This is a genomic window from Stutzerimonas stutzeri KOS6, from assembly GCF_000307775.2.
Taxonomy (GTDB): Bacteria; Pseudomonadota; Gammaproteobacteria; order Pseudomonadales; family Pseudomonadaceae; genus Stutzerimonas; species Stutzerimonas stutzeri_B.
In genome coordinates, this window is the sequence record NZ_KK020675.1 from 106,531 (window position 1) to 128,584 (window position 22,054).

Sequence of the window (22,054 nt, forward strand, 5' to 3'; positions counted from 1 at the left end):
CAGGCCGCAAGCCTGCCCCAACGCCAGAGCTCGCCTCGAGGTCGGGCCTCCCACAAAAAGCAGCAAAGCCCCCACCAACCCGTGGGAGGCGCGCCCCCGCGGCGATAGCAGGCCGCAGGCCTGCCCCAACTCCAAAAGCGCGCCCTGAGGGGCGGGCCTCCCACAAAAGCAGCAAAGCCCCCACCAACCCGTGGGAGGCGCGCCCCGCGGCGATAGCAGGCCGCAGGCCTGCAACGAAAAAGCCCGGCATGAGGCCGGGCTTTTTTGCGAACAGTCTGCGAGGCGATCAGGCCTTGACGCGCGACTTGTATTCGCCGGTGCGGGTGTCGATTTCGATCGAGTCACCGATTTCGCAGAAGGCCGAAACCTGCAGCTCTGCGCCGTTCTTCAGGCGGGCAGTCTTCATGACCTTGCCGGAAGTATCGCCACGTACGGACGGCTCGGTGTAAACGATTTCACGAACGATGGTGGTCGGCAGCTCGACGGAGATCACCTTGTCGTTGTAGAAAACCGCTTCGCAGACGTCGGTCATGCCGTCTTCGATGAAGGTCATCACGCCTTCGAGGTCGTCTTTTTCGATTTCGTACTGATTGAACTCTTCGTCCATGAACACGTACAGCGGGTCGGCGAAGTAGGAATAAGTCACTTCCTTGCGCTCGAGAATCACCGGCTCCAGCTTGTCGTCAGCCTTGTACACGGTCTCGGTAGCCGAACCGTTGAGCAGGTTCTTCAGCTTCATCTTGACCACGGCACTGTTACGACCGGACTTGTTGAACTCGGCTTTCTGGATGACCCAGGGTGCGCCGTTGATGATGGCCACCTGGCCGGCACGGAACTCTTGTGCGGTTTTCATACGAATATCCGAAATGGAATTAGAGACAAAAAAACAGGCCGCGTATCATAGCCAATCTGTGTAAAAAAACACCAGCTTTCCGGCCAGATCACCGTTGGCAACCTGCCTGTGGGTCCAATCTTCGGCATGTGCGAGCAATGCGGGGTATTCGCGCTGCAGCGCACTCCAAGCCTCGCCGGCACCCTCGCCGGCATTCCATGCGCGCCAGAACCCACGCAGCGCCGTGCTGGCCACGGGCGACAGATCGTCCGTATAGAGATTCAGGAACGCATTGAGCTTGTCCCAGTGTGCGTCATCCTCCTGCGGATAGATGTGCCACACCAGCGGACGACCGGCCCACTGCGCACGGATGAAGGACTCTTCGCCGCGCACCGCGTTGAAATCGCAGCTCCAGAGCAACAGGTCGTATTCATCCTGCGTCATGAACGGCACGATCGATATCTGCAGACTGCCGCGCTGATGGCATTCTCCCACCCGCACCTTCGCAATGCCGAGCCAGGCCGCGACGTCGCCCAGCACCCGGCCATCCGGCACCAGCAGCTGATTGACACGCGCATCGGCGGCTAGCGCATCCAGCCAGCCGGCGACCGCAGGATTTTCGTAGGCGAACAACGACAGCAGGCGCGCTTCCGGCTGCCTCACCACGCCGAGGGTGGCGAGGAAGTCCGCCTGCTGCTGCGGTTCCCGCTGGAATCTGGCGCGGCGCTGCATCAGGTCGGCTTCGCGAATAAGGCCGCCAGTCTCGGCCTCGAAACCCGGGAAGAAGAAATATTTCTGCAGACCGTTGGCCTGCAGCGAGGGCAGCGCATGGCAGCCAACGATCCAGTCCTCGGCACTGAGGTACTCGAGATTCAGCCAGAGGATGCGCCGGCCACTGCTGGCCATCGCATTTATATAAGCCTGCGGCAGGTTGCAGGCGAACGCCTCGATGACGACGTCAGCGGGCTCGGCACCCGGCCACTGGCTCGCCCAAGGCCTGATCTCCACACCTTCCTGGATCTGTTGCTCGGCATCGGCACTGGCAGTCGGGCAGAGTCGGGCAAAGGTTTCCAGGTCATCGATCCATAGGCGGACGTGCTGCCCATGCTCGGCGGCAAGCTGCCGGGCCAGACGCCAGGTGACGCCGATATCGCCGTAGTTATCCACTACAGCGCAGAAGATGTCCCAGCGTGCTTTTGCAGACAAACCCATGCTCCTCAATCAGACCGGCCAGTTTCGTGCCACGGAAAATGCCGCGCAGGATACAGCTTGCCAGGTCCTCTGGCGCAACCGCCGGGAACACAGGCGGAAGTCGAACGATGGTCAAGCGGATCGCGTGCGAATAGGCCGGAACGTCGCGGGACGTCCGCGAAAAAACGAGAGGGGGATAAGCAAGAACGTTATGGAGGTGAACCCACCAGCCACACCCCGGCACTCGATGTTCCCGCTATGGCTGCTCCCTTCCGGGCCTGACCAGGTGGCATGCAAGCATGCTCGGCAATCAATGCAGGCCATATGGGGCAAGGGTTTCAGGCTGATGAGGTCGTTCACCACCCACCTTCGCAGACACTCAGCGTGGGCGCTCAAAAACTGGGGTGTAGCCAGCACTGTCACACTTTGCTGTAACACTTTGGTGTCACACCTATGGCCTACATCATCAAGCGCGGGGCGCTCTACTACCTGAATTTCAAGCTGCCAAAGCACCTCTTCCCGAGGTGTAACACTTTGCGATTGAGCCTGAACATTCGACATCGTCAGAGCGCCTTGATCGTTGCTACGTCACTTGTACAGCGGCTGCATCACCACCTCATCGAACACCCTCTCGCAGACCTCCAAACGCTTCGTGCGTTGTGTTCACAGTGGCGTGATGCAACCCCTAATCCAGCCATCCAAACCGCTCTACGGACATCTACAGCGGTTGCAGCGAAACGGAACAGCGACAGCCCTACCCTCTCTGCACTCTCCAAGCAGTACGTAGATGAAGGAAAACGCGGGAGCACATGGCGACAAACCAGCACCGAGGAAGTTGAGCGTGCCTTATCCGATCTGTTCGAGTTGCTAGGCGATATGCCCGCTGACGCATTCGACGCGCACCAAGCACGCTTGCTGAAGGATCGGCTAAGTCTCTGCCCGCAGTACTTCGGCTTACGGCCAGAGTTCAAGGGCAAGACACTGAAGCAGGTGATTGAATCAGGCGGTACCTATAAGACCATCACTGCCGTGACAGTGAACAATCGTCTACGCAAACTCACCGCCTTCCTGAACTGGTGCAAAGCGAACGGGTACGTGACAGACAACCCACTGGCAGGCATGAAAGTTATGACAGGATCAGCGAAGGAAGCTCGGTTGTCCTTTGAGCGACACGATCTAGTTGCCCTTCTGAACCATGAGACACTTAGAAAAGAAGCACGGAAGCATACATGGCGCTATTGGCTGCCACTCCTTGGGCGGACCACTGGTGCACGACTTGAAGAACTGTGCCAGTTGCGTGTCGATGATTTGATTGAGCTGCAGAGCACCCCCTGCATTCGCATCGATGACAGCCGTGAAGGCCAGAGTCTTAAGAATGCCAGCAGCCGCCGAGTACTTCCCCTGCACACTTCACTGATTGAGCTGGGATTGTTGCAGTACGCTGAATCGGTAAGGACAGATGGGGCTGATCGCCTGTTCCCCGAACTGGAAGCCGTGCGAGGAAAGCTCGGGCATTCGGCCTCGAAATGGTTTGGACGCTACAAGGCAAAACTCGGCATCACCGATACACGCAAAACCTTCCACAGCTTCCGTCACACCTTCATCGATGACCTGCGTGATGCTGGCGTGCAAGACTCACTGATCAAGCGGATGGTGGGCCACGAAGACAGCTCCGTCACCTTCGGCATCTACGGCAGCAGAACACCAATCAAGGCAATGGTCGAGGCGTTGAAGCACATCGGATAAACTCGAAAAACCCACCAATAACCTGCGTTAAACCTTGCCTTCAGCTCGAAGATATCCAGCCGCCTTTAATGCCAAACCCAATGTTTACGGGGCGAAGGGACGGTGTGGACTAAGCGAAGTGCGTTCCTCTCCACGAATACCGGTTTTTGGTGAAATCTGACTTGTCAAGTCTTACCTTGACCGACCGTCGCAGGACGTGTACAATTCGTCGCCTACCCAGCAGGTAGACAAACAACGTTGAAGCCCCCACTGCAGCCACCGAAATGGTGCCCTTGCAAGGGGGCTTTTTAACGCCTGCGTTTTACCAAACCAATCGGCAATACCCGAGGTAACGCCTATCGAAAATGAACTGAACAAGGAGGACATCCATGCCGTACCCACTCGCCCTGAATTCGCCCACCGCCACTGAACCCACACCTGCACTCAATCTGCTCTCCCAAGCGGAGCTGGAAGCGTTGGATGCGCAAATCTCAGCCAACGCTGATAAGTGGTTGGCAGAAAATGCACCAATGACCAAGAGCAAGATCGAACGCAAGCCCAAGAGCAATCGCGGAGCAAAGCCCAAGGTGATTGAGAATCCGTTCTATGGTTTTATCGGCTGCACAACGCATTGGGATCGCTACCCTGTGTTTGCAGAAAGCATTATCGAAGGAGTTGCACGACTGGACTGGCATGATCGCCCTGATGGGAAAGGTGGAAAATCAATGCCATTGTCTGTACTCAACCTTGCCGTGATTCTGGAAAGCCTGCCAGTCATCTCTAATGAAGCCGTTGAAGACTTGTTGCAACTGGGAGAGCGGCATGCTCGGCGCTATTTCAAAGCGATTCAGTTGATCATTCCCAGCATGATGGAAAGTCGCCCTCAGTCCCTCATCAACGAGATGGAAGGAATCGAGCCTGAACCGAAACCTTGTGAGTGGGAAGATTGGGATGAAGCACGCACACCGAGTGCTGAAGAACTGGCAAAGCTGCATCACGACCTTCGTACCTTGACCGAATACAGGACGGCAGAAGAGTACGAGGCGGACTATCCAACTCAGCCGAGCACAGGTGTCATCGTATCCTTGTCAAACCACCATACACTTCAGCACCGCAAACAGCACCCCAGTAAAGCAGAGGTTTTGGGAATGCTGGCACAAGGTCAAAGTGTAAAAGCCATCGAGCGAGAAACAGGCGTATCAGCAAAGACCATCAGAAAGTGGCGTGATGAGCTGCAGACCGTGCCGGATGAGTTGCAAGCCGCGTAAGCGGCCTTCTCACAGGGGGGGGGAATTAATACGGCCGCATGTATCATAGAAACAATTCAATGCGGAGCATTGGTCGGAACGCCCTTGCATGCGAGGCATTAGCCAGTACAGCAGCCGTATCACCCCGATGCAAGATCAAGCACACCATCCTCTCTAATAGCATCAGCACACACCAAAACTCATCGCTTTTGACCTTGATTTGCTTGGTATGCGGAGCATGGCGTGTGCTCCGTGCAAGCGACGCTTTCAGATTGCTCCCACTGAAAGGAAGGAATGATGAAAGATATGCAATATCATCCACCAAATCTGAAGGCTAACCGCCTTGTGGTGCAAACAGCCAAGCGAAGCTTGTGCAGGCACCACCGTTAGCTCTCTCTAACCACCATTCTTGCACCAACAATCAAGATCAAAGGCAAGAGCTGGATTGATACTGGTTTTTTCTGACTGCTCATCCAACCGACAGATCAGTGGTGATCCGACACGCCAGTCACTTACTCAGGCTTTCGTGAGCAACCCATACGGTGAGCCCATTATCGATTACCTTAACCTTGGTAGCACTGAACAGGTTCAGGTCCAAGATGATCACTTTGTAGTCTTTGTTGGTTGCTCCACAGCCATCAACAAACTCTTGAACATCATTAGCGAGGTACTTCATCTGCTCATCGAATGCCTCTTCCGACGCACAGAACAGTGACCCGCCTTGCAGAATCTTAGGGGCAGCCTGAGCACTGGTAGCGACGAGAAAACCCAAACCCAGTGCAAGAACAGCTTTCTTGATCATCATAGTCCTTGATGTATTGATGGCCTAAAGCCATACATCATAAACACACAACACATCTCCGCCAAGTATCTCTTTACAGTACCTACAAACTACCTGCTCTGCTGATACGAGTAATCGCTCATTCCTCGAAGCGTCAGTCAAATGATGTGCCGATTTCAGTATAGGTCAACGAGCACAGCCAGACGGCAACATCAGGGTGTACCGAATAAACCAGTAGACAACCCTAACGAGCACATCTATAGTCGGTACATCCAAAACGGTACAAGGCATCAGCCATCATGTTCATCCGTGCTTACCTCCGAGCTTCGACCGACTCCCAAGACGCCAACCGTGCCAAAGACGCTCTGGTTCAGTTCGCGACTGACAATGGCCATAAGATCGCCGCCTTCTACACAGAGAACGAATCAGGGACCAAGCTCCATCGCCCGGAACTGTTTCGCCTACTGGATGACAGTCATGATGGTGATGTTCTGCTGATTGAGCAGGTTGACAGACTGTCTCGCCTCTCTCCTGATGACTGGGCAAGCCTGAAAACCATCATCGCAGCCAAGAAAGTCACCGTGGTATCCCTCGACTTGTCTACCAGCCATGCCGCATTGAAGCCCACCCAAGGTCAAGACGACTTCACCAAGGGCATGATCAACGCCGTCAACGGGATGTTGCTCGATATGCTCGCGGTGGTAGCACGAAAGGACTATGACGACCGTCGCCGCCGTCAGGCAGAGGGCATCAAGAAAGCCAAGGACAGAGATGTGTACAAAGGCCGACAGGTGGATCAGTCACTTCATAACCGCATCAAAGAATGCCTTGATGCAGGCAAAAGTATCCGCAAGACTGCCGAGATTGTCGGTTGTGCAGTTTCAACGGTGCAACGAGTGAAGGCAGCGTAAAAACTCTGCCGCCAGCCCCGCCTCTGCCACTCAGATCAGGGGCGACGAAACAGAACTACCCCAACTTATTAGGGATTCAAGAATGATCCCTATTGCCCACCTCGCACTTGGCTTATTGCCTCGGGCAATACCGCCACATTACATTTCAGCCGTAGAATCAGACATTCATGAAAGCGCACTTGAATTTCTCGGGGCGGGACAAGGCTTTGCGTGCAGAAACACTGATCCTACGAATGCAACCCTCATTTCTCCCAATGAAGCGATGCAGCGCTTTAGCGGCTACTCGTCATCCTCATCGTCATCACTTGAAGAAGCCACTCCGCTGCCACCTTCCACATACGACTGACAACCTTCGTTGAATGATTGGGATGGCGTATCACAGGCATCTTCGTCATCAATATCGTTTTGCTCGGCCCAGTCATAACCTGCTTGATGACCCGAGCAGTCATCAGAGCATTCATAACCGTCGAAGGTATTGGCGTTAGCCGACGTGCTGCCCAGTATCAGCAAGGCCATTACAAAAACCGCCTTCATCATGATCCCCTATTACGCTGCTCACCATTCCCACTGATATCGGTAAGCAGGCCATCAAAGGCTTCTACCAGCCAAACGAAGCCATCCCTATGGGTATCCCACTCAGAATCTGTCACATGTAAACTTTCCATAGACTTGGGATGAACCAAGCGATTCCTGATCTTCATACTCGGCCCTACATGGCGCCAGTCAGCCCCGTTCCCAATGTTACATTCAGGCACGCTGAAGACCTTGGCGACCAGCTTGATTGTCTGCTCGATATTCGTGAGTGTCGCCGTTCTTGGCCGCTCTAGAAAAGCTGCCTCCTTTGGCTCCAGCTTACATGCACCCTCACTCACTAGCATACTCACCATAAGCTTGAACGCGTGCGTAATGGCCTCGACATATGCCCACGAGGCACGTACGAAGTTACGCCGAAGCACCTGACTGCGTTGATCCGGGAACGCGTCGAGTAGTGCGTTCAAGTCGTCCCGCAGAATGCCGTTCATATCCAGCAAGCTGATCAGCGCCTTGTCGAATCGCTCGCAAAGGCCTTGTGACTCCATGATCATTCCCCCAGACAAACTGAGTCATCAGTAGAGCATAGAGGCAAGGAACGGAGGTACTGACTTGGAGAGAGATGTAGAGCGAGCTAGAATGCCAGCACAGTGCACCACTTAGGTGTACCTAAACGCTGTCACACTTCGAGATTTTTAAGCGAGAAACCCTTGAGAATTCAAGGGCTTGCGTAATGGAGGCGGCCCCTACCAGCCACACCCCGGCACTCGATGTCACCGCTGCGGCTGCTCCCTTCCGGGCCTGACCGGGTTCACGGCTGATCAATGCGAGGGGACCGGCAGGGCCCACCATAACGAAACCCGCCTGGCGGCGAGCGGCGCCATTGTACCGGCTTGTCAGCAACTTACAACCACTGCCTGCGGCAGGCCATTGGCATTGAACGGGACGACGGGCTACCGCCGGTCAGCACCGGGCAGAATCGGGAGCTCGTTTGCCGCATTGCGTCGAAACTCCTCTAGCCAAAGGGCGATCTCTGTCCGAGGATGTGCTGGCTCAAGCGGTATCGAACGCTTGTCATGAAAACCTGCTGCGCAGCGCTTCGACTGTGTGGCGGATGGCATCAGCACACGAGGTAATCATGAGCAAGGCTCCAATCGCCATCATCGGAACCGGGATCGCGGGACTGTCAGCGGCCCGCACGCTTCACGAGGCCGGGCAGGCCGTGCATCTGTTCGACAAGAGTCGCGGCAGCGGCGGTCGCATGGCCAGCAAACGCAGCGACGCAGGCTCGCTCGATCTCGGTGCCCAGTACTTCACTACCCGCGACCGTCGTTTCAGCGAAACCGTGCGCCAGTGGCAGACCCAGGGCTGGGTCGATCAATGGTCACCTAATCTTTTCCAGGCAAGCGAAGGCCAGTTGCGCCCGTCCGCCGATGAGCAACTGCGCTGGGTCGGCGCGCCCACCATGAGCGCAATCACCCGTGGTCTGCTGGGCGAGCTGCCGGTGACGTTCAACTGCCGCATCACGGAGGTGTTCCGGGGCGAGCGGTTCTGGACGCTGGTCGATGCCAACGGTGCCAGCCATGGCCCCTTCAGTCAGGTGGTCATCGCGGCCCCCGCACCTCAGGCTGCCGCACTGCTGTCTGCCGCGCCCAAGCTCGCCGCCGTGGCAGCCAGCGTCGCGATGGAGCCGACCTGGGCCGTCGCCCTTGGCTTCGCCACGCCACTGGACACCACGCTGGAAGCCTGTTTCGTCCAGGACGACGCACTGGACTGGGTGGCACGCAACCGCAGCAAGCCTGGACGAGACGGCGACTTCGACACCTGGGTGCTGCACGGCACCAGCCACTGGAGCCGTCAGCATGTGGATCTACCCAAGGAGGCGGTGACCGAACGCCTGCTGGGCGCCTTCGCGGAGCTGATCGACTGCGTGGTGCCGGCGCCGGAATTCACCGTGGCGCATCGCTGGTTGTATGCCCGGCCGGCACAGGGCCACGAATGGAATGCGCTGGCCGATGGCGGGCTGGGGCTGTATGCATGCGGCGACTGGTGCCTGTCGGGCCGGGTCGAGGGTGCCTGGCTCAGCGGCCAGGAAGCGGCGCGCCGACTGCTGGAAAATCTCTGATACCACATGCTGTGTGCGGCTGACCCAGGTCAGCCGCACAAACAGGCCAACTGCTATCATCGCGCGCTTTCTGAACTTCCCCTTCAGCGGAGTCTCGATGAACCCCTCCACCCTGATCGGTATTCTCGCGAGCATCGGCCTGCTTGCCGTGGTCATGCTCTTTGCCGCCAAAGAGCCTGCCCTGTTCGTCGACCTGCCCAGCCTCGGCATCGTTCTGGTCGGCACGTTGGCGGCCACGTTCATCAGTTATCCGCTGCGCGAAGTCACTCGGGTTTTCGGCTTGCTGTGGACGGTACTGCGCAACGAACGCCTGTACACCCGCCAGGACCTCGAAGAGCTGGTGCAGATATCGCGACTATGGATCAGCGGCGATCTGCCTGCGGTGGAAAAGGCCGTCGAGGAAGTCAGCAACCCGTTCCTGCGCACCGGTGTTCAGTTGGTCATCGACAATACGCCAGAGGAGGACATCCTCGAGGTGCTGCAATGGCGCATCGCTCGCCTGCGCGCCCGGGAAAACGCCGAGGCGCAGCTGTTTCGCGCCATGTCCAGCTATGCCCCGGCGTTCGGCATGATCGGCACCCTGGTCGGGCTGATCAACCTGATGTTCATGCTCGGCAGCGGCGACGTGGAGCAGATCGGCCGCAGCCTTGCCGTGGCCCTGATGACCACCTTCTATGGCGTGCTGCTGGCCAACCTGGTCCTCAAGCCGGTAGCGGTAAAGCTGGAACGCCGTACCGAGCAGCGGGTGGCGCTGATGAATCTGGTCATGCAGGGCATTTCCATGATGTGCAATCGCCGCAGCCCTGCGTACATGCGCGAAACCCTGAAGTCGTTCATCGCGCATCACGATGATGAAATTCGCGACGGCGGCTCTGGCGCTCCACGTGTCAAGCCACAGGACGCCTGACATGAACGGACAGGCATCACCTGGTAGCCGTTTCTCCAGATGGCATATCGATCCGCAACGCGAGGAAGAGCAGGAAGCCTGGCTGATCACCTATCTGGACATGCTTACGCTGCTGCTGGTCATGCTGGTGATCATGCTGAGCATGGCCGGCAAGGGCGATGGCGAAAGCAACCAGACCGCCAACCCGGTGGCCGCTCCGCTCATGGCGAGTGGACAGTTGCCTGTTGAACGCCAGCCGGCAGCCCCGCCCATCGCCATCGACGTCCCGGTGCCGACGGACGCCACCCAGGCGCCCGACGCAGACAGCCGCGAAGCAGCGGCGGCATTGGCGCTGGGCGACGACATCGAGGTGATCGTCAACGACAGCAGCATCAGCTTTCGCATCAGCAGCGAGATCCTCTTCGCCTCCGGGCAGGCAGAGCTCGAGGACAGCGGACTGGACGTGATCGACCGCCTGGTGCCGACGCTGGCAGCGAGCCGCCATCGAATCGTCGTCGAAGGTCACACCGACAACCTGCCGATCCAGACCGAGCGTTTCCCGTCCAACTGGGAGCTCTCCGCCAGCCGCGCCAGCAGCGTGGTGCGCTACCTGCAACTGGCCGGCATCGAGGCGAGACGCATGAGTGCGACAGGCTATGCCGATACCCGCCCGATCGCCGACAACGGCGACGAGCGCGGCCGTGCGAGCAATCGCCGGGTCGAACTGATCATGCGCACCGTGCCGGACGGTGACTGACGGCCGATTCTGATGAAAGTCGGCCTCTGCGAAACTGCTTTTTCAGCAGTCAAAAATCGCTCGATCTTGGAGCTGCTACGTAAACCGAGAATGGTTCCGCTCTCAGGCGAGCCAGATGTCAATGTCGACCGATCCATCGTGGCCCGGTTTTTTTCAACTGCATCAGCCGGGAGGAGATGCCGGCGAAGGGGCAGCACCGGCCTTCTCTCTCCTTTCCAGGCCGACGTTCGGACCAGTCAGCCCAACGCGGTATCGAGGAACATCATTACCGCAAAACCAACCATCAGCCCCAGCGTGGCGGGCGTCTGATGTCCGTTGCGATGCGTTTCCGGAATCACCTCGTGGGATACGACGAAGATCATCGCCCCAGCGGCCAGGCCAAGGCTGACCGGATAGGCGATGGCAAAGCCGCTCGACATGCCGATGCCGACCAGGGCGCCGATCGGCTCCATCAGCCCGGACGCGGCTGCGATCAACACCGAACCCAAAGCAGACAACCCGGTCGTCCGCAGCGCCAGCGCAACAGCCAAACCTTCGGGGATATCCTGAATGGAGATTGCGGTGGTCAGCGGCAAACCGACGCTCAGATCGCCATTGGCGAAGCTCACACCAATGGCCATGCCTTCCGGGATGTTGTGCAGCGCGATGGCCAGCACGAACAGCCAAACCCGATTGAGTCGCTCGCATTCCGGGCCACAGGGCCCGCTGCTCTCATGCTCGTGCGGGGTGAAATAATCGAGGCCAAGCATTAACAGCACGCCAAGACCGAGCCCCACCACCACGGTCAGCGCAGCCGCCGGACCGCTGCCGAACAACTCGCGCCCCGCCTCCAGACCCGGCAGGATCAGGGAGAACGCACTGGCCGCCAACATCATCCCGGCTGCGAAGCCGAGCATGCTGTCCTGCGTGCGGGTCGAGATGTCGCGCAGGCCGATCGCCAGGAACGCCCCTACAGCGGTGGCAAGAAAGCCCGCGCTGCCACCCAGCATGGCGTAGCGAATGTTGCTCGTCTGGCCGCTTTGCAATGCATTGACGGCACCTGCCAACAGCAGAAGCAGGACCGCAGCAGCCGTTGCGGCAAGGCCGAGCGTGATCCAGGGTTTGGCCTGGGCCTGAGCGAGCCAGGCGGAGCGCAGGGTGGCAGCGGGACTTTGAGCAGTGGTGGCCATATCACGAATCCTGAAAGCGGGCCGCCATTGTACGCCGCCCTGCCCTGTCTCAGAGCCTATGGCCGCGATAGAGGCGCACCATCGAAGACATCGGTTGCCCGCGCAGTGGCTGCGACCGCCCGGACCGTACCCACGGCGACTGTTTGATCGTAAGCTTGTGGTGTCTTCGACGGCCATCACGGGCCGAATCAGGGAGTGGTCCGTCTTGCCAGCCGCAAAAACCGTCCGCCGCGCATTGCCACTGCTCGCTGCACTGCTGCTGCTCGCCGGCTGGCTGGCCTGGCATCAGTCGCAAGGGCCGCAATTGCCCGGTTATCGCCTGCAAGCGCGGCCTCTGGTGCAACGTGTGGTGGCCAGTGGCGAGGTCGACAGCCAGTCGCTGGCGCAGGTGGGCAGCGAGATCACCGGTGTCGTCGCGGCGCGTCATGTGCGCGAAGGCGACGAGGTGAAAGCCGGCGACCTGCTGCTGGAATTGCGCGACCACGAACAGCTCGCCCGTTTGCGCGAAGCCGAGGCCGCCCTGCGGCAACTAACCGACTCCACGCGTCCCCAGGCCGAAGCGACATTGCGCGAGGCCCAGCACAACCTCGAACAGGCGAGCCGCGAACTGAAGCGCCGGCAAACCCTTTTCGAGCGCAAGCTGCTCGCTTCCGAAGCGCTGGAACAGGCCCGCCGTGCGGAATTGAGCACCCGTGCCATCCGCGACCGGGCACGCATCGCGGCCGCGGCGCTGGCCGAGAAAGGCAGCGAAGAACAGCTGCTGCGCCAACGTCTGGAAGCCGCTCGCGCGACGCTGGCGAAGACGCGCATTCACGCGCAGGTGGATGGCGTCGTGCAGACGCGCGACGTCGAGCCCGGCGATCTGGTTCAGCCGGGCCGCACATTGCTCAGCATCGCCCGCGCGGACAGCAGCGAGATACTGCTGCCGCTGGACGAGAAGAACCTGGCACCGGTCCGGCTCGGCCAGGCAGCAAAGGTCATCGCCGATGCCTATCCGGAACGGGTGCTACCGGCCCGGGTCAGCTTCATTGCACCGGCTGTCGATACGGCGCGCGGCACCATCGACGTCCACCTCGATCTGCCGCAGCCTGCCGACTTTCTGCGTCAGGGCATGACCGTGTCGGTGAATATCGAGACCGGCCGCCGCGAACAGGCGTTGGTACTGCCCAACGATGCACTGCGCGCCCGCGACGGTACCCGCGCCCAGGTGCTGAGGGTCAAGGATGGTGTGGCCGAGCGGGTGAACGTGCGCCTGGGCCTGCTCGGCACTGCCCTCAGCGAAATCGTCGAGGGGCTGGCAGCCGGTGATCTGGTACTGCGCGCCGATGCCGAAGAAGGCCAGCGCGTGCGCGTCGCCGAGCAGCCGATACCCGGCAATATCCGGGACTGACCGCCGTGCGCCTGGCCGATTCGCTGTGGACCGAATGGAAGATCGCGCTGCGCTTCCTGCTCGACAACCCCATGCAGACCCTGCTGATCATCTTCGGCATCGCCGTCGGTTCGGCGGTGATCGTGTTCATCACGGCGCTGATCACCGGCCTGCAGGCCAACGTCATCGAGCGCACCCTGGGCACCCAGGCGCATATCCGCATCCTGCCGCCGGACGAGGTCAACCGCACCCTGCCCGCCGACCAGGACAGTTGGTCGCTGATACTGGAAAGCCCGCGGGCGCAGCGCCTGCGCTCGATCATCAACTGGCAGGACGTTCGCGACGTGCTCGATCAGGACCGGCAGATCCTCGCCGTTTCGCCGGTAATCAGCGGCCCGGCCATCGCCCGGCGCGGCGTGGCGCGTGCCTCGGTGGCGCTGCTCGGCATCGACCCGGTGCGCTACCAACGCATCATTCCATTGGCCGACGATCTGATAGCCGGGCAGTTCATGGTCGGTGCCGGCAAGGCGGTGATCGGCAAGGAGCTCGCTCGGGATCTGGGGCTCGGCATCGGCGACAAGCTGCGACTGGACGCTGGCGAAGGCCGCGAGGCGGTGATCGATGTCGCCGGCATCTTCGAGCTGGGCGTACGCGAACTGGATGAGCGCTATGTCTATCTCGATCTGAAGCAGGCGCAGACGCTGCTCGACCTGCCCGGCGGTGTCACCGTGATCGACACCACCGTCGGCGAAATCTTCCAGGCCGACCAGGTTGCCGAGCGCCTCGCGCGCCTCACCGGACTGCGTGCTGAAAGCTGGATGGAAAGCAACGGGCAATTGCTCAATGCGCTCAGTTCGCAAAGCATGACCACCGAGATGATTCGCGTGTTCGTCGGCATCTCGGTGGCCTTCGGCATCGCCAGCGTGCTGGCCGTGAGCGTGGTCCAGCGCACCCGTGAAATCGGGATCCTGCGCGCCATGGGTAGCCCACGCGGACAGATCCTGCGGGTTTTCCTGCTGCAGGGTGGCCTGCTGGGCTGCCTCGGCTCGGCGTGCGGTGGCGGCGTCGGCTGGGGCTTGGTGCAGGTGTTCAATCTGTTCGGACCGCGTTTGTTCTATATCCCCGTCGACCCGCTGCTGGTGCCGCTGGCCATGCTGGTCGCAACGCTCACCGGCGTGCTCGCTGCAGCCATGCCGGCGCGACGCGCAGCGCGCTACGACCCTGCGGCGGCAATCCGCTATGTATAAAGCCGTACCGACCCATGCTGACGAAGTCCTGCGCCTGGAGCAGCTGTGCAAGGCTTTCAATCCGGGCACAGCACTGGAAACAGAGGTCCTGCATAGCATCGACCTGCGCCTGTGCCGTGGCGAGCTGGCGGCGCTGATCGGGCCATCCGGGTCAGGCAAGAGCACATTGCTGAACGTCATCGGCCTGCTCGACACCCCCAGCTCGGGTGAGCTGTATCTGCTCGGCCAGCCGACCCGCAACAGCGATGACGAGGCGCGCAGCCATTTGCGCAACAGGGCCATCGGCTTCGTTTTTCAATTTCACCACCTGATTTCGGCCTTCAGCGTGCTGGAAAACGTGCTGATGCCACTGATGATCCGTCACGGCAAGCCATCCAGCGCGGATATCGACCTGGCCCGCGGGCTGCTCGACGAGGTCGGGCTTAGCCCGTTCGCCGACAAGCGCCCCACGCAGATTTCCGGTGGCCAGCAGCAGCGGGTCGCGATTGCCCGCGCGCTGGTCACGCGCCCACCGCTGCTTCTGGCGGATGAGCCTACCGGGAATCTCGACAGCCGCACCGCGCAAAGCGTGTTCGAGCTGTTCCACAGGATCAATGCCCAGTTCGGCTGCGCCGTGCTGGTAGTGACCCACGACCCGCGACTGGCCGCCGATTGCGAACGGACCATCCAGCTGGTAGATGGCCGCATCGTCCGCGACGATGCGCGCCCTGTCGGCCGTTGACTGATGCCCTCGCCTGACGGGAACCCACCCTGCCGAGCCCTTCGTTCGGTCTCCGAATTGGTTTGCCTCGGCTAATAACTATTAATTCTAAGCATATAACCTTACCTGGAGCTAAGATCGCCTCAAGGATACCCCTATGGGTATTCCGTACAAAGAGGACCCACTCATGAATGCCCATGTTGAAGCGTTCTTCGATCCCGCAACGTTCACCTACAGCTATGTCGTCAGCGACCCGGCAACGCGCCAGTGCGCATTGATCGATTCGGTTCTCGATTACGATCCTGCGTCCGGCCGCACGTCGCATGACACGGCCGACCGACTGATCGACTACGTACGCGAACACGACCTCAAGGTGCAGTGGCTACTGGAGACCCATGTGCACGCGGACCACCTGAGCGCCGCGCCCTACCTGAAAAAGCGGCTGGGTGGCCAGCTGGCGATCGGCGACCGGATCACCGTGGTGCAGGACACCTTCGGCAAGCTGTTCAACGCTGGCAGCGAGTTCGCCACCGATGGCCGGCAGTTTGACCATCTGTTCCACGATGGCGACAGTTTTCAGGTAGGCAACGTCCAGGCGCGGGCGATCCATACGCCTGGACACACGCCGGCCTGCATGACCTACATCATCGGCGATGCCGCCTTCGTCGGCGATACGCTGTTCATGCCGGACTACGGCACCGCCCGCTGTGACTTCCCCGGCGGCGATGCGCGCACGCTGTACCAGTCGATCCAGAAACTGTTCACGCTGCCAGACGAGACACGCGTGTTCATGTGCCACGACTACAAGGCGCCGGGGCGCGATGAGTTCCTCTACGAAACCAGCATCGCTGCCGAGCGCGAGCACAACGTGCACGTACACAGCGGCATCAGCGAGGAACAGTTCGTTGCCATGCGCACCGCGCGGGATGCCACCCTGGCGATGCCCACGCTGATCTTGCCTTCGGTGCAGATCAACATGCGCGGCGGCGAGCTGCCAAAGCCCGAAAGCAACGGAACGCGCTACCTGAAAATCCCTCTGGACGTGCTGTAGCCACTGGTGCGGAGGATGTCCCATGCAAACGATAAAGCGCCTGACGCCTTTCATTTCCGTCGCCGCTCAGCTGCAGCCGGCCGACATGGCGCTGCTGGCCGGTAGCGGCTTTCACTGCGTCATCAACAACCGCCCGGACAACGAAGGCGACGAGCAGCCCTCCAGCGAGGCCATGCGCGCGGCCGCCGAGGCCTCGGGGCTCGTCTATCACCACTTGCCGGTCGTATCCGGGCAGATCGGTGATGCCGATGTCGCCGCCTTTCGTGCACTGCTGGAGCGGGCCAGGGGGCCGGTGCTGGCGTTCTGCCGAACCGGCACGCGCTCGGCATCGCTCTGGGCACTGGCCGAGTCTTACCATCTGGACCCGCAGGTGCTGTTGCAAACCGCCCGGCAGGCGGATTACGACCTGGCGGCCCTGCTGCCCCGCCTGGAGCAATACTGGCGGTCCCCGGCCGGACAGGCGTCGAGCGCCGTGCCGAAATTCGCCGCAACGCCGCGCTATGACGTGTTGGTAGTTGGCGGCGGAGCAGCCGGCTGCGCGGTGACCGCCAGCCTGCTCAAGCGCGACCCCGACCTGCGTGTCGCCATTATCGAGCCGCGCGAGCAGCACTATTACCAGCCGGGCTGGACACTGGTCGGCGCCGGTGTGTTCGATCGGGCCAATACCGAACGCGCGATGAGTCGCTGCATTCCTTCCAAGGCACAGTGGATCCGTGCTGCCGCCGAAGGCTTCGAACCGGAGCATCAGCAGGTGATTCTGGAGGACGGCAGCCGCATCGGCTACCGCGCGCTGGTGGTCTGCCCGGGCCTTAGCCTCGACTGGGACGCCATCGAAGGCGCGCGCGCCAGCCTGGGCAAATACGGCGTGACCTCCAACTACGCCTTCGAGCTGGCGCCCTACACATGGCAAATGGTGCAGAAGCTGCGCCGTGGCAAGGCTCTGTTCACCCAGCCGCCGATGCCCATCAAGTGTGCCGGAGCGCCGCAGAAGGCCATGTACCTGTCCTGCGACCACTGGCTCAAACAGGGAGTGCTACAGGACATCCAGGTGGACTTCTGCTCGGCCGGTGCCGTGCTGTTCGGCGTAGCGGACTTCGTACCCGGCCTGATGAAGTACGTCGAACGCTACGGCGCCCAGCTCAACTTCAACAACCGCCTGACAGCGATCGATGGCCCGGCACGCAAGGCCTGGTTCAACGTCACCGATGGCGACGGCCAGAGCCATACGGTGGAACGCGAGTTCGACCTGCTGCACCTGGTGCCACCGCAGCATGCACCGGACTTCATCCGGCAGAGCGCACTGAGCAATGCCGATGGCTGGTTCGAAGCCGAGCATGAAACCCTGCGCCACCCGCGCTTTGGCAATATCTTCAGCCTGGGCGACGTCTGCTCCGCGCCCAATGCGAAGACTGCCGCAGCAGTCCGCAAACAGGCGCCAGTGGTGGCCGAGAACGTGCTGAGTGTGTTGAGCGGAACCGGCCCGCGGGCGATCTACGATGGTTACGGCTCCTGCCCGCTGACCGTCGAGCGCGGCAGGGTGATCCTCGCCGAGTTTGGATACGGCGGCAAACTGCTGCCCACTTTCCCCGTCGACCCCAGAGTGCCGCGCCGACTGGCCTGGAAGCTGAAGACGCAGTGGATGCCGTCGATCTATTTCGACATGATGCTCAAGGGCCATGAATGGCTGGCCGAGCCGAAACACCTGGATTTCGAGCCGCGGCCGACCGAGGCAGTCAACGCCTGCGACTTCACCCAGGAGAACAAGGGATGAAGCAGCGCCTGGCCCGCCACCTGCCCATGCTGGAGTGGGTCAGGGACTATGATCGCGCGGCCGCGGCCAGGGACAGTCTGGCCGCGCTGATCGTGACGCTGATGCTGATCCCGCAGAGCCTGGCCTACGCCATGCTTGCGGGCCTGCCCCCGGTGACAGGTCTGTACGCCAGCATCCTGCCACTGGTCGCCTACACCCTCTTCGGCACCAGCCGCACGCTGGCCGTCGGCCCGGTAGCGGTGGTATCGCTGATGACAGCTGCCGCGCTGGGCCCTCTGTTTGCGCCGGGCAGCGCAGAGTACGCAGGGGCGGCCATGCTCCTGGCCCTGCTTTCCGGGGCACTGTTGCTGACCATGGCGGTGCTGCGCCTGGGCTTTCTGGCCAACTTCCTCAGCCATCCGGTGATATCCGGATTCATCAGCGCCTCGGGCGTGCTCATTGCCCTGGGCCAACTCAAGCATATCCTCGGCATCTCCGCTGCCGGTGAAAACGCGCTGGAACTCGCACAGGGCCTGATCGCCGGGCTGCCGCAAACGCATCTGCCGACCTTCATCATCGGCACCGCGAGCCTGCTGTTTCTTTATCTGGTACGCAGCCGGCTCGGCGACTGGCTGGAGCATCTGGGTATGAGCCCGCGCATAGCCGGCACACTGACCAAGATCGGCCCGGTCGTTGCCTTGTTGCTGGCCATAGCCGCCGTGCATGTCTTTCAGCTTGCCGATGCCGGAGTACGTGTCGTTGGCGAAGTGCCCCGGGGATTGCCGTCGTTAGCCCTGCCTTTGCTGGATCTGAAGCTCGCGATGCAATTGCTGCCAGCCGCCTTGCTGATCAGCCTGGTTGGTTTCGTCGAATCGGTATCGGTGGCGCAAACCCTGGCGGCCAAGCGCCGGCAACGCATCGAACCCAATCAGGAACTGGTCGCGCTCGGGGGTGCCAACATTGCCGCAGCCATGAGCGGTGGGTTCCCCGTGACGGGCGGCTTCGCCCGCTCCGTGGTCAATTTCGACGCCGGCGCCCAGACGCCGCTGGCAGGCGCTCTCACAGCAGCGGGAATCGGCATAACCGTGCTGCTGTTCACGCCGCTGTTCTATAACCTCCCTCACGCGGTACTGGCCGCCACCATCATCGTGGCGGTACTCAGCCTGGTCGACCTGGCGGCACTCAGGAGGACCTGGAGGTATTCCCGCCAGGATGCCGCCGCCATGGGCGCCACCATGCTCGGGGTCCTGCTGGTCGGTGTGGAGAGCGGCATCCTCCTGGGGGTGGGCCTGTCGTTGCTGCTATTTCTCTGGCGCACCAGCCAACCGCATATCGCCGTGGTCGGGCAACTACCCGGCAGCGAACATTTTCGCAACATCGAACGCTTCGCCGTGGTGCAGAGCCCCAAGGTGCTTTCGGTGCGCGTCGACGAGAGCCTGTACTTCCCCAATGCACGCTTCCTCGAAGACCGTATCGCCGAACTGGTCGGTCGCTATCCGCAGGCCGAGCATCTGGTCCTCATGTGCCCCGGCGTGAACCTCATCGATGCCAGCGCACTGGAGAGCCTCGAGGCCATCACCACCCGCCTTCGCGCCGCCGGTATCCAACTCCATCTTTCCGAAGTGAAGGGGCCGGTAATGGATCGGCTGCAGCACACCGACTTTCTCGAGCATTTTGGCGGGCAGGTTTTCATCAGTCAGTACGAAGCGTTGCGCGCGCTGGACCCTCGAACTACTGACCATGCACTTGAACGAAAGCGGGACTACCTTTCCGGCACGAAGGAGAAAACAGGATGAAGAATGCACATGATCTGGTCGAGCAGGCTCGCAGCCATATTCAGGAGGTATCGGTCGCCGACGCCGACGCAGCGATCCAGGCGGCCGACGTGCTGATCGACGTGCGCGAGGCAGACGAGTTCCGGGAGGGCCATATCAATGGCGCCCTGAACATTCCTCGCGGCCTGCTGGAATTCAAGCTCAGCGGTTCGCCGGAGCTGGGGGCGCGCGATCTGGACATCGTCCTTTACTGCAAGACCAGCGGTCGTGCTGCCCTGGCGGCAGCATCGCTGCAGGAGATGGGTTATCTGCACGTCAAGTCGATCGCTGGCGGTTTCGATGCCTGGACTGCAGCCGGCAAACCTGTAGTGAAGCCGAGCCTGCCGAGCTTCGAGTAGATCGGCCGGTCGCAGAAGGCCGACATCGACGGCGGCCTTCTGCCGGAGCGCGGTTCGAATACTGTCAGGACTTGCTGCAGGTCTTGCAGGTCTTGATGCCGAGCAGCGTATAGGCCGGGCAGAAACGGAAGATGCCTGTAGCCAGCGGCAGCAGGCCGATCCAGCCCCACATACCAATCACTCCCGCCAGGGTCAGGCCGATAAGCGCCAGTCCGACGACGATGCGCAGTGTCCGATCGATGGTTCCAACATTGGCTTTCATAATGACCTCCCGGTCAGCAGGTGCGCCGGCGTTCCAGCGCAGAGAACAAGAGCATTCCAGCAAGCATGGCGAGCACGAACAGCAGGATCTGCCAGTGGCCAGTGAGCAGCACAGCGAGCGCAGGACCCGGGCAGATTCCGGCAAGCCCCCAGCCCACGCCGAACACCAGACTGCCACCGATCAGTCGCCCGTCGAGTTCGCGCTTGTTCGGCAGTTGCATCGGCGCGCCGAGCAACGAGCGCGACCGCCTCTTCGCCCAGGTGAAAGGCAACACTGCCGTAGCGATGGCGCCGGCCATGACCAATGCAAGCGAAGGGTCCCAGGCGCCGGCCAGATCGAGAAACCCAATGACCTTGGCCGGGTTGGCCATCCCCGAAAGCAGCAGCCCCAACCCGAACAACAGGCCGGCGGCGAACGAAGTCAGTTTGCGCATATTCAGCCTCCCAGTAGATGACGCAGGACATACACCGTGGCGAAGCCGGCGACCATGAACACCAGAGTGGCAACGATGGAGCGCGGCGACAGCCGCGAAATGCCGCAAACCCCATGACCGCTCGTACAGCCGGAGCCGTAGCGGGTACCTACGCCAACCAAAAGACCAGCGACCAGCAACCCAACCCAGCCGGACTGAAACTCCAGGGCCGGCAAGGTGCTGAACGACATCCACAGAACGGGCGCCAGCAGCAGACCGAGAAGAAACACCATTTTTTCCGCCCGCCCCTCGGCACCGGGTTCCAGCAGGCTGGCGAGCAAGCCGCTGATTCCCGCGATACGACCATTGAGCAGGACGAACAGGCTGGCGGCAGCACCAATCAGTACGCCACCGGCAAGCGCACTCCAAGGCGTGAAATTGACCCAATCGATAGTCATTGCTGGCCCCTCTCGCAAAACAGTTGATACAGCGTGGCGATCACCGCCAGGGCTTCTGGGCTGCTGATCCGATAGTGGATCAGCTTGCCCTCGCGTCGGGTCGCCACCAGCCCCTCGCGCCGCAGCACCCCCAGCTGCTGGGACAGTGTCGGCTGCTGGATACCCAGAAGCTGCTCGAGTTCGCTGACACTGCGTTCGCCCTGAGAAAGCTGGCACAGCAGCAGCAGGCGATCGGGGTTGGCCAAGGCCTTCAGCAGCGCGGCTGCCGAGGTGGCGTTGGCTTTCAATTGCTCGATATCCAGATTGGCGGTCATGGTCGCGGACTACAGTTAAGACAAAAACAATATATTTTTTTATATATCGTTAAGCAAGCGCCATCCGAAAGATGTTGGCCGCACAGATGCGCGCCGTTAGCATGCCCCTACCCGTATACGAGCTCAGCAACGTCCGGCCGAAGGACGGCCCGCTGGCGCCCCT

General features: G+C 60.8%; 23 protein-coding genes and 1 other RNA gene. 13 read left to right on the plus strand and 11 right to left on the minus strand.

Annotated elements, in window-relative coordinates; all coding sequences use genetic code 11:
• Positions 1–286 precede the first annotated feature (286 nt).
• On the minus strand, positions 287–853 hold the full coding sequence (gene efp / locus B597_RS24410) for an elongation factor P (protein WP_003296422.1): 567 nt from the start codon (positions 851–853) through the stop codon (positions 287–289).
• A gap of 45 nt (positions 854–898) precedes the next feature.
• Positions 899–2,038, minus strand: a complete 1,140-nt coding sequence (gene earP / locus B597_RS24415) for an elongation factor P maturation arginine rhamnosyltransferase EarP (RefSeq protein WP_024161555.1) — start codon at positions 2,036–2,038, stop codon at positions 899–901.
• A 438-nt stretch (positions 2,039–2,476) separates the two neighbouring features.
• On the opposite strand from earP, the gene B597_RS24420 reads away from it, so the two are divergent.
• A complete protein-coding gene (locus B597_RS24420) occupies positions 2,477–3,769 on the plus strand; it encodes a site-specific integrase (RefSeq protein ID WP_003296424.1) in 1,293 nt (430 codons plus the stop codon).
• A gap of 368 nt (positions 3,770–4,137) precedes the next feature.
• Positions 4,138–5,016 (plus strand): helix-turn-helix domain-containing protein, encoded by an 879-nt coding sequence (locus tag B597_RS24425; protein WP_003296425.1) that lies wholly within the window; start codon positions 4,138–4,140, stop codon positions 5,014–5,016.
• Positions 5,017–5,503: 487 nt separating this feature from the next.
• On the opposite strand, the gene B597_RS24430 is transcribed toward B597_RS24425, so the two are convergent.
• Positions 5,504–5,797 carry a hypothetical protein gene (locus B597_RS24430; RefSeq protein ID WP_152028124.1) on the minus strand — a complete coding sequence of 98 codons (294 nt, stop codon included), beginning with the start codon at positions 5,795–5,797 and terminating at the stop codon, positions 5,504–5,506.
• Between the two features lie 278 nt (positions 5,798–6,075).
• On the opposite strand from B597_RS24430, the gene B597_RS24435 reads away from it, so the two are divergent.
• Positions 6,076–6,687, plus strand: a complete 612-nt coding sequence (locus tag B597_RS24435) for a recombinase family protein (RefSeq protein WP_003296427.1) — start codon at positions 6,076–6,078, stop codon at positions 6,685–6,687.
• Positions 6,688–6,966: 279 nt separating this feature from the next.
• Here the strand turns inward: B597_RS24435 and B597_RS46140 are convergent, their stop codons facing one another.
• From B597_RS46140 to ffs, 3 genes are all read right to left on the minus strand, one after another.
• Positions 6,967–7,203, minus strand: coding sequence for a hypothetical protein (locus B597_RS46140; RefSeq protein ID WP_226924936.1), 237 nt, complete (start codon positions 7,201–7,203; stop codon positions 6,967–6,969).
• 17 nt (positions 7,204–7,220) lie between these two features.
• Positions 7,221–7,766 (minus strand): hypothetical protein, encoded by a 546-nt coding sequence (locus B597_RS24440; RefSeq protein WP_192939373.1) that lies wholly within the window; start codon positions 7,764–7,766, stop codon positions 7,221–7,223.
• 196 nt (positions 7,767–7,962) lie between these two features.
• Positions 7,963–8,059, minus strand: an RNA gene (gene ffs, locus B597_RS46145) — signal recognition particle sRNA small type.
• A 297-nt stretch (positions 8,060–8,356) separates the two neighbouring features.
• Here ffs and B597_RS24445 point away from each other — a divergent pair.
• From B597_RS24445 to B597_RS24455, 3 genes are all read left to right on the plus strand, one after another.
• On the plus strand, positions 8,357–9,343 hold the full coding sequence (locus B597_RS24445; RefSeq protein ID WP_003296429.1) for an NAD(P)/FAD-dependent oxidoreductase: 987 nt from the start codon (positions 8,357–8,359) through the stop codon (positions 9,341–9,343).
• Between the two features lie 97 nt (positions 9,344–9,440).
• Complete coding sequence (locus B597_RS24450; RefSeq protein ID WP_003296430.1) at positions 9,441–10,250, plus strand: motility protein A; 810 nt, start codon at positions 9,441–9,443, stop codon at positions 10,248–10,250.
• 1 nt (position 10,251) lies between these two features.
• The gene (locus B597_RS24455) at positions 10,252–10,986 is read left to right on the plus strand and encodes an OmpA/MotB family protein (protein WP_003296431.1); all 735 of its coding nucleotides are present in this window, start codon (positions 10,252–10,254) and stop codon (positions 10,984–10,986) included.
• Between the two features lie 236 nt (positions 10,987–11,222).
• Here the strand turns inward: B597_RS24455 and B597_RS24460 are convergent, their stop codons facing one another.
• Complete coding sequence (locus B597_RS24460; protein ID WP_003296432.1) at positions 11,223–12,155, minus strand: ZIP family metal transporter; 933 nt, start codon at positions 12,153–12,155, stop codon at positions 11,223–11,225.
• Positions 12,156–12,360: 205 nt separating this feature from the next.
• Here B597_RS24460 and B597_RS24465 point away from each other — a divergent pair, with 205 nt between their 5' ends.
• From B597_RS24465 to B597_RS24495, 7 genes are all read left to right on the plus strand, one after another.
• Positions 12,361–13,545, plus strand: a complete 1,185-nt coding sequence (locus B597_RS24465) for an efflux RND transporter periplasmic adaptor subunit (protein WP_003296433.1) — start codon at positions 12,361–12,363, stop codon at positions 13,543–13,545.
• Positions 13,546–13,550: 5 nt separating this feature from the next.
• The gene (locus B597_RS24470; protein WP_003296434.1) at positions 13,551–14,771 is read left to right on the plus strand and encodes an ABC transporter permease; all 1,221 of its coding nucleotides are present in this window, start codon (positions 13,551–13,553) and stop codon (positions 14,769–14,771) included.
• Positions 14,764–15,492 (plus strand): ABC transporter ATP-binding protein, encoded by a 729-nt coding sequence (locus B597_RS24475; protein ID WP_024161557.1) that lies wholly within the window; start codon positions 14,764–14,766, stop codon positions 15,490–15,492. Before B597_RS24470 ends, B597_RS24475 begins: the two co-directional genes overlap by 8 nt.
• A gap of 166 nt (positions 15,493–15,658) precedes the next feature.
• Positions 15,659–16,522: an MBL fold metallo-hydrolase gene (locus tag B597_RS24480; protein ID WP_003296435.1), complete on the plus strand. Its 864-nt coding sequence runs from the start codon at positions 15,659–15,661 to the stop codon at positions 16,520–16,522.
• Between the two features lie 22 nt (positions 16,523–16,544).
• On the plus strand, positions 16,545–18,293 hold the full coding sequence (locus B597_RS24485) for a bifunctional protein tyrosine phosphatase family protein/NAD(P)/FAD-dependent oxidoreductase (protein WP_024161558.1): 1,749 nt from the start codon (positions 16,545–16,547) through the stop codon (positions 18,291–18,293).
• On the plus strand, positions 18,290–20,068 hold the full coding sequence (locus B597_RS24490; RefSeq protein WP_024161559.1) for a SulP family inorganic anion transporter: 1,779 nt from the start codon (positions 18,290–18,292) through the stop codon (positions 20,066–20,068). The genes B597_RS24485 and B597_RS24490 overlap by 4 nt, the downstream gene beginning before the upstream one ends.
• Positions 20,065–20,445, plus strand: coding sequence for a rhodanese-like domain-containing protein (locus B597_RS24495; RefSeq protein ID WP_024161560.1), 381 nt, complete (start codon positions 20,065–20,067; stop codon positions 20,443–20,445). The genes B597_RS24490 and B597_RS24495 overlap by 4 nt, the downstream gene beginning before the upstream one ends.
• Positions 20,446–20,509: 64 nt before the next feature.
• On the opposite strand, the gene B597_RS24500 is transcribed toward B597_RS24495, so the two are convergent.
• From B597_RS24500 to B597_RS24515, 4 genes are read right to left on the minus strand one after another with little or no spacing between them, the layout of a single operon-like run.
• Positions 20,510–20,707 (minus strand): YgaP family membrane protein, encoded by a 198-nt coding sequence (locus B597_RS24500; protein ID WP_003296437.1) that lies wholly within the window; start codon positions 20,705–20,707, stop codon positions 20,510–20,512.
• 13 nt (positions 20,708–20,720) lie between these two features.
• Entirely contained in the window at positions 20,721–21,140 is a 420-nt protein-coding gene (locus tag B597_RS24505; RefSeq protein ID WP_003296438.1) for a YeeE/YedE family protein, read from the minus strand.
• 2 nt (positions 21,141–21,142) lie between these two features.
• Positions 21,143–21,577, minus strand: a complete 435-nt coding sequence (locus B597_RS24510) for a YeeE/YedE family protein (RefSeq protein WP_003296439.1) — start codon at positions 21,575–21,577, stop codon at positions 21,143–21,145.
• Positions 21,574–21,891 carry an ArsR/SmtB family transcription factor gene (locus B597_RS24515; RefSeq protein ID WP_003296440.1) on the minus strand — a complete coding sequence of 106 codons (318 nt, stop codon included), beginning with the start codon at positions 21,889–21,891 and terminating at the stop codon, positions 21,574–21,576. Before B597_RS24515 ends, B597_RS24510 begins: the two co-directional genes overlap by 4 nt.
• Positions 21,892–22,054: the final 163 nt, after the last annotated feature.

Bases quoted from the DNA above. Each gene is read 5' to 3' on its own strand.
- efp (WP_003296422.1), bottom strand. From the start codon at position 853: ATGAAAACCGCACAAGAGTTCCGTGCCGGCCAGGTGGCCATCATCAAC.
- B597_RS24420 (WP_003296424.1), top strand. From the start codon at position 2,477: ATGGCCTACATCATCAAGCGCGGGGCGCTCTACTACCTGAATTTCAAG.
- B597_RS24425 (WP_003296425.1), top strand. From the start codon at position 4,138: ATGCCGTACCCACTCGCCCTGAATTCGCCCACCGCCACTGAACCCACA.
- B597_RS24430 (WP_152028124.1), bottom strand. From the start codon at position 5,797: ATGATCAAGAAAGCTGTTCTTGCACTGGGTTTGGGTTTTCTCGTCGCT.
- B597_RS24435 (WP_003296427.1), top strand. From the start codon at position 6,076: ATGTTCATCCGTGCTTACCTCCGAGCTTCGACCGACTCCCAAGACGCC.
- B597_RS46140 (WP_226924936.1), bottom strand. From the start codon at position 7,203: ATGGCCTTGCTGATACTGGGCAGCACGTCGGCTAACGCCAATACCTTC.
- B597_RS24440 (WP_192939373.1), bottom strand. From the start codon at position 7,766: ATGGAGTCACAAGGCCTTTGCGAGCGATTCGACAAGGCGCTGATCAGC.
- B597_RS24445 (WP_003296429.1), top strand. From the start codon at position 8,357: ATGAGCAAGGCTCCAATCGCCATCATCGGAACCGGGATCGCGGGACTG.
- B597_RS24450 (WP_003296430.1), top strand. From the start codon at position 9,441: ATGAACCCCTCCACCCTGATCGGTATTCTCGCGAGCATCGGCCTGCTT.
- B597_RS24455 (WP_003296431.1), top strand. From the start codon at position 10,252: ATGAACGGACAGGCATCACCTGGTAGCCGTTTCTCCAGATGGCATATC.
- B597_RS24460 (WP_003296432.1), bottom strand. From the start codon at position 12,155: ATGGCCACCACTGCTCAAAGTCCCGCTGCCACCCTGCGCTCCGCCTGG.
- B597_RS24475 (WP_024161557.1), top strand. From the start codon at position 14,764: ATGTATAAAGCCGTACCGACCCATGCTGACGAAGTCCTGCGCCTGGAG.
- B597_RS24480 (WP_003296435.1), top strand. From the start codon at position 15,659: ATGAATGCCCATGTTGAAGCGTTCTTCGATCCCGCAACGTTCACCTAC.
- B597_RS24485 (WP_024161558.1), top strand. From the start codon at position 16,545: ATGCAAACGATAAAGCGCCTGACGCCTTTCATTTCCGTCGCCGCTCAG.
- B597_RS24490 (WP_024161559.1), top strand. From the start codon at position 18,290: ATGAAGCAGCGCCTGGCCCGCCACCTGCCCATGCTGGAGTGGGTCAGG.
- B597_RS24495 (WP_024161560.1), top strand. From the start codon at position 20,065: ATGAAGAATGCACATGATCTGGTCGAGCAGGCTCGCAGCCATATTCAG.
- B597_RS24500 (WP_003296437.1), bottom strand. From the start codon at position 20,707: ATGAAAGCCAATGTTGGAACCATCGATCGGACACTGCGCATCGTCGTC.
- B597_RS24505 (WP_003296438.1), bottom strand. From the start codon at position 21,140: ATGCGCAAACTGACTTCGTTCGCCGCCGGCCTGTTGTTCGGGTTGGGG.
- B597_RS24510 (WP_003296439.1), bottom strand. From the start codon at position 21,577: ATGACTATCGATTGGGTCAATTTCACGCCTTGGAGTGCGCTTGCCGGT.
- B597_RS24515 (WP_003296440.1), bottom strand. From the start codon at position 21,891: ATGACCGCCAATCTGGATATCGAGCAATTGAAAGCCAACGCCACCTCG.